The following is a 6,121-nucleotide window of genomic DNA, read 5'->3' as shown; positions in this document are numbered from 1 at the left end:
GCCTCGTGCGTGGGGGTAGCAGCCAGCTTTTTATTTCCGACGCAGCTTGCTCTAAGCAATGTCGGCGCGGCAGAAAATGCGGTCCCTGCGAGCGTTTGGATCGTGCTAAAAGATCTGCTTTTTAAGGTCGTAGATAATCCGCTAAACGCTATCGCGCACGGAAATTACGTAGGAATTTTAACTTGGGCGATAGGTCTTGGCGTCGCGCTTAAATTTTGCACTAATGAAACAAAGAAAATTTTTACCGATCTGAGCGAAGCGGTAACCAAAATCGTGCAGTTCGTAATCCAGCTCGCGCCGTTTGGAATTTTCGGTCTAGTAGCTTCTACCGTGTATCAAACTGGCATCGATGCGCTGCTTGGATATGCGCGAATCGTAGTCGTGCTAGTAGGTGCGATGGCGTTCGTAGCCCTCGTGGTAAATCCGCTCATCGTCTTTGCGGTGATTAAGAAAAATCCATATCCGCTCGTATTTACCTGCCTACGCGAAAGCGGCCTCACAGCGTTTTTTACCCGCAGCTCGGCGGCGAATATCCCGGTAAATTTAAATTTATGCAAAAAGCTCGGCATCAGCGACGAGCTAAGCTCGATCTCGATCCCTTTGGGAGCTACGATAAATATGGCGGGCGCTGCGGTGGTAATCGCGATCTTAGCGCTTGCTGCGGCTCATACGCTCGGCGTGCGCCCTGATTTTTGGACGGCGCTGCTGCTTTGCGTGGTCTCGGCGGTCGGTGCGTGCGGCGCTAGCGGCGTGCCCGGAGGTTCGTTGATGCTGATACCGCTTGCGTGCTCGCTCTTTAATATCTCAAACGACATCGCAATGCAGGTAGTTGCGATCGGCTTTATCATCGGCGTGATCCAAGACTCGGTAGAAACCGCGATCAATAGCTCCACGGACGTGATTTTTACGGCGATCGCGTCGCAAAGTATGCAAAAATAACTCACCTTAAAATTTTACCGCGAATTCCGCTAGGGCGGCGGATCTCGCGGTTTTTAAAATTTTACTTATTTTTTTTGATAAAATTATTCAAAAATTTTAAAAGGAAATCGATGAATTGGAATTTAGGCGAGTTGTTTGCAAACGAAGCGGAATTTAGCGGCGCGATAGATAGCGCCTCCGCGCAGGCTAGGGATTTTGAGCTTAAATTTAAAGATAAGCTGTACACTCTTAGCGCGGAGGAGTTTTTAGGCGCGCTTGAGCTTTATGAGGGCATCAGCGAGCAGATCGGCAAGATAATGAGCTTTGCGCATCTTAGATTCGCGCGAGATACGAGCCTTGGGGCGCAGCAGGCTAAGACGGAGCAGGCTTGCAACGACATTTCGCAGAGCCTGCTCTTTTTCGAGCTCGAGTTTAACGAGCTTGACGCCGCAAAACAGGACGAGTTTATCGCAGGGGGCGGGAGATTCAGATATTATTTGAGCCTACTTAAGCAGCGCAAGGCCCACCAGCTAAGCCTGCCGCAAGAAAGCGTGCTTTTAAAAACTTCGCCCGTAAGCGGCGAGGCGTTTTCGCGACTTTTTGACGAGAGCATGGCGCGGATGGGCTTTGATTTTCGCGGGCGCAAGCTTGGCGAGGAGGAAATTTTAAGCCTGCTTCATAGCCCTGATCGCGAGGTGCGAAAGGATGCCGCAGCTTCGCTAAGTGCGGTGCTAGAGCAAAATTCCCACCTGCTTGGCTACATCTACAATATGATCAAAACCGATCTTAAAATTCGCTGCGAACTGCGCGGCTACGATAAAGCTGAGGCGGTGATGCATGAGGAAAATCAGATAAACATCGCAAGTGTCGATGCGCTGATCGCAGAGACGGAGCGAAGCTTCGCTCTGGTCGGCAAATTTTACGCCAAAAAGCGCGAAATTTTAGGCTACGACGCGCTGTATGATTACGACAGATACGCGCCGCTTGGGGGCGATGAGAGCGAGTTTAGCTTCGAGCAGGCTAAGCAGATCGTGCTTGCGGCGTTTGAAAAATTTAGCCCGAAATTTAAGCAGATCGCGTTGATCGCGTTTGAGCAAAACTGGATCGACGCAATGCCCGCGCAAAATAAGCAAAGTGGCGCGTTTTCGCATTCGGGCTCGCGCGATACGCACCCTTTCGTGCTTTTAAATTTTACGCGCAAGCGCCGCGACGTATTTACCCTCGCGCACGAGCTGGGGCACGCGATACATCAGTATCTAAGCTATGGCGTGGGCTATTTCAACTCCTTTACGCCGCTGACGACGGCGGAGACCGCGTCGGTATTTTGCGAGATGCTAGTGTTTGATTATATGCGCGAAAATTTTTCAAATTTAAACGGCTCGCAAAATTTAAAGTGCGACGCTTCGCAAGGTTCCGCAGGTTCGTGCAAATACGCAGCGCTCGATACGGATACGCCCTCACAGATCGCAAGCGATAAGACTGCGCTAAGAGCGATGCTTGCGGCAAAGATCGAGGATATCTTCGCGACGCTTTACCGCCAGATCGGATTTACGACCTTTGAGCGGCGTGTGCATGCGAGTGCGGATGAGCTAAGCGTTGAGCAGCTGGGTGAGCTTTGGATGGAGGAGTCGCGCAAGATGTTTGCGGGCGAGCTAATCTTGCAGGATCATTACAAAAGCTGGTGGAGCTACATCCCGCACTTCGTTCACACGCCGTTTTACTGCTACTCCTATGCCTATGCGCAGCTTTTGGTGCTCGCGCTTTACGGGCTGTATAAGAGCGGCAGGCTCGAAAATTTCGTTCAAATTTACACCGAGTTTTTAAGCTCGGGCGGCAGCGACGCACCGCAAAAGCTAGTGGCGAAATTCGGGTTTGACATCAATAAAAGCGAGTTTTGGCGCATCGGCATAGAGCAGGTCGCGGCGCTTGTAGATGAGTTTGTGAGGGGTTAGGATGATAGATAAAATTTTAAAAGACGATAAGTTTATCGCTGCGAGCAGCGCAAATATAGGCGCGGTTTTGGATTACGTTTTGGCTCTTGGATATGGATTTGGCATCGTTGCGAGGACGGATCAGATAAAATTTGACCCGCCGCTGCCGGAGGAAATTTTAAAAAGCTTCAAAATGCCCGCGATCTTTTTGCAGCTGGAGGAATACACGCTTTCTAGCGCGCATCTTAGCAAGGATGAGCTGGTTTTCGAGGCGGGCTTTGGGCCGCAGGATTTTGCAAGCACGCTTAGCGTGCCGTTTTATGCGGTCTTGCAGATCGTCGTGGACGGCAAGCCCATCGCGGTAAATTTCTCCCAGCCCGAGTCCGAGTGGCTTAAGCGCGAAAAATCGCGTAAAATTTTCTCAAAATGAGCGATATTTTAGAAGGCCTTAATCCCGCTCAGCGCGAGGCTGTGAGCCACGTGGACGGAGCGATGTTAATCTTAGCGGGTGCGGGCAGCGGCAAAACCAAAACGATCACCGCGCGCCTTGCCTATCTGCTCGCAAACGGCGTGCCTGCGGAAAATACTCTCACGCTTACGTTTACGAACAAAGCTGCCGCCGAGATGCGCTCGCGAGCGCTTAATCTGATAAGCGGGCTAAATTTAAGCAGCGTGCCGCTTTTGTGCACCTTTCATAAATTCGGGCTTTTGTTTTTGAAATTTCATATTAGCGAGCTTGGACGCAGTGCAAACTTTCAAGTAATCGATACGGACGATAAGAAAAAGATCATCAAGGGCTTTGAGATAAATTTGCCCACGTCGCTATTAGCGGCCAAAATTTCAACCTACAAAAATTCTCTAATCGACCCTAAAGATATCGACGAGCTTCTAAAGGGCGAAGATGACGAGCTAAGCAGGATGTATAGCGGATTTTACGCGCATTGCGCTGATGCATACAAGCGCTACGAGGCGTATTTAGCGGCGAATAATCTTGTGGATTTCGATGATCTGCTGATCTTGCCGTATAAAATTTTAAGCGCGAATGAGCGGCTATGCGATGAAATTTCGCGCCGTTACGCCTATATTACGGTGGATGAGTATCAGGACACCAACGACATTCAATTTAAACTTCTGCAAAAGCTCTGTACCACGCATGAAAACCTCGCGGTAGTGGGCGATGACGATCAGAGTATTTACGGCTGGCGCGGCGCACGGATAGAAAATATCTTAAATTTTAAAGATCAGTTCTCAAACGTGAAATTTATCAAGCTCGAGCAGAACTACCGCTCCACGGATGAAATTTTAAATGCCGCCAACGAGCTCATCTCGCATAACAAAAACCGCCTCGGCAAGAGCCTTACTAGCATGAACGGCGGCGGCGAAAAGATCGAAATTTTGCATTCTTCTGAGGAGAGTATCGAGGCGGCAAAGATCGCAGAAGCTATCAAAAAGCTGCTTTCAAGCGGCGTAGCGCCCTCTCAAATCGCCGTGCTTTACCGCGTAAACGCTCTTTCGCGCGCGCTGGAGGAGGGGCTAAATCGCGCCAAAATCCCGTACAAAATGGTAGGCGGCGTGAAATTTTACGAGCGCGCCGAGATCAAGGACACGATCGCCTATCTGCGCCTAGTAAACGACGAGCACGACGACTTTTCGATAAGGCGGATCATAAACGTGCCCAAGCGCGGCATCGGCAAGGTCTCGCTGGCGAAGCTCGAGGAGCTTTCGCGCCTGCGGCTCATAAGCCTATTTGACGCCTTTAGCGAGCCGGACGCGGGGCTTAGCGCCAAGGCGGCGCAGGCATTAGCGGAGCTTAAAAGTGGCATCGCCTCTATCTCCGCGCTAGCCGATACGATCAAAAAAATAGACGCGCTGGAGCCCGCTTTCGGGCTAAAGACTTACTACGCCTCGCTGCCCGACGGCGCCGATCGCGTCGCAAATATCGACGAGTTTTTGGCGATGCTGAAGGACGAAGCGAGCAATAAGCCCGATTTTGATCTGGCGGAATTTTTAAACGAGCTGAGCCTTCTTAGCGATCAAGACGCGATCATGGGCGATGCGATAAATATAATGAGCGTACACGCCAGCAAAGGGCTTGAGTTCGAGCATCTTTTCGTAATCGGGCTGGAGGAGGGCTTTTTCCCGCTTTTGGGCGACAGCAATGACATCGAGGAGGAGCGCAGGCTCGCATACGTAGCGATTACGCGCGCCAAACGCACTCTCACGCTTAGCTTTGCCGCTAGCCGCTTTTATCGCGGCAAGCGCGAGAGGCTGGATGCGAGCAGATTTATAGCCGAGGCGGGTTTGGTGGCTAAAGAGCCGTCTCGCGAGCAAAGCAGCGGCTTTAGCAAGGGAGAGCTGATCAAACACAAACTCTTCGGTATCGGACAGATCACGGCGGTAAACGGCGACCGACTCACGATAAATTTCGGCGGAATTTCGCGCGTGATAATGTCAAATTTCGTAGAAAAGATCGGCGCTTATGAATAGATTATTTTTGGCGGACAAGCCTGCGGGCATCGGCAGCAATAAATTTTTAAGCACTCTTAAGCGCAAATACGGCGTGAAAAAGGCGGGCTTTAGCGGCACGCTCGATCCTTTCGCGAGCGGCGCGCTGATCGTCGCGTTCGGGCAATACGCGCGCTTTTTTAGATTTTTAAAAAAGGAGCCAAAAGTTTACGCCGCGACGCTGTGGCTAGGCGCGCAAAGCCCAAGCGGCGATAACGAAAACATAGGGCGCGTGGAACAAATTCCGCCGCTTTCGCGCGAGGTTTTAGACGCTGCGGTGGCGCAAATGCGCGGCGAGATAAAATTTATCCCGCCCGCTTTCAGCGCCAAGAAAATTGGCGGCGTGCGCGCATACAAGCTCGCTCGCGCGGGCGAAGAGGTGAGCCTAAAAGAGAGCTCGATGCGGGTTTTTGATGCCGAAATTTTAAGCTACGCTCACCCCTTCGTGAGTTTTCGCGTCGCACTAAGCGAGGGCGGCTACGTGCGCTCTTTTGTGCAAATTTTAGCAGAAAAGCTAGGCGTTTGCGGTACACTTAGCGCGCTTAGGCGGGAGAGCGAGGGGGCTTTCGATTTGAAAGATCCGCGCTTTGCGGACGAGGCGGCGCTAAATCCGCTTGAGTTTTTGGATCTCGCGCCGAACTTTTACGACGGCGACGCTCGCGACGTGATCTTGGGCAAAAAGCTTGTCGCAAAGGATCTGGCGAGCCGCGCGGACGGCAGGTTGGTGCACTTTCATCCGGTCGGCAGCATCGACCAGAGCATTCGCC

At 51.6% G+C, this 6,121-nt stretch carries 5 protein-coding genes; all 5 read left to right on the top strand.

Annotation, left to right across the window (positions count from 1 at the left end; genetic code table 11):
* On the top strand, nt 1-939 hold a 939-nt coding region (gene sstT / locus Q0277_RS08460), incomplete at its 5' end, for a serine/threonine transporter SstT (protein WP_297997238.1).
* Nucleotides 940-1,049: 110 nt separating this feature from the next.
* On the top strand, nt 1,050-2,870 hold the full coding sequence (locus Q0277_RS08455; protein WP_297997237.1) for a M3 family oligoendopeptidase: 1,821 nt from the start codon (nt 1,050-1,052) through the stop codon (nt 2,868-2,870).
* Between the two features lies 1 nt (nt 2,871).
* Nucleotides 2,872-3,279 (top strand): hypothetical protein, encoded by a 408-nt coding sequence (locus Q0277_RS08450; RefSeq protein ID WP_005871775.1) that lies wholly within the window; start codon nt 2,872-2,874, stop codon nt 3,277-3,279.
* Nucleotides 3,276-5,336 carry a UvrD-helicase domain-containing protein gene (locus Q0277_RS08445; RefSeq protein ID WP_297997234.1) on the top strand — a complete coding sequence of 687 codons (2,061 nt, stop codon included), beginning with the start codon at nt 3,276-3,278 and terminating at the stop codon, nt 5,334-5,336. The genes Q0277_RS08450 and Q0277_RS08445 overlap by 4 nt, the downstream gene beginning before the upstream one ends.
* The coding region (truB, locus tag Q0277_RS08440) for a tRNA pseudouridine(55) synthase TruB (RefSeq protein ID WP_297997233.1) at nt 5,329-6,121 on the top strand (793 nt) is incomplete at its 3' end. The genes Q0277_RS08445 and truB, both read left to right, overlap by 8 nt.

The sequence above is a fragment of the uncultured Campylobacter sp. genome (assembly GCF_938030815.1).
GTDB lineage: Bacteria > Campylobacterota > Campylobacteria > Campylobacterales > Campylobacteraceae > Campylobacter_B.
Note: the sequence above shows the minus strand (reverse complement) of the source record. Positions and strands in the feature narration are given on the sequence as shown.

Bases quoted from the DNA above. Each gene is read 5' to 3' on its own strand.
- Q0277_RS08445 (WP_297997234.1), top strand. From the start codon at position 3,276: ATGAGCGATATTTTAGAAGGCCTTAATCCCGCTCAGCGCGAGGCTGTG.
- Q0277_RS08450 (WP_005871775.1), top strand. From the start codon at position 2,872: ATGATAGATAAAATTTTAAAAGACGATAAGTTTATCGCTGCGAGCAGC.
- Q0277_RS08455 (WP_297997237.1), top strand. From the start codon at position 1,050: ATGAATTGGAATTTAGGCGAGTTGTTTGCAAACGAAGCGGAATTTAGC.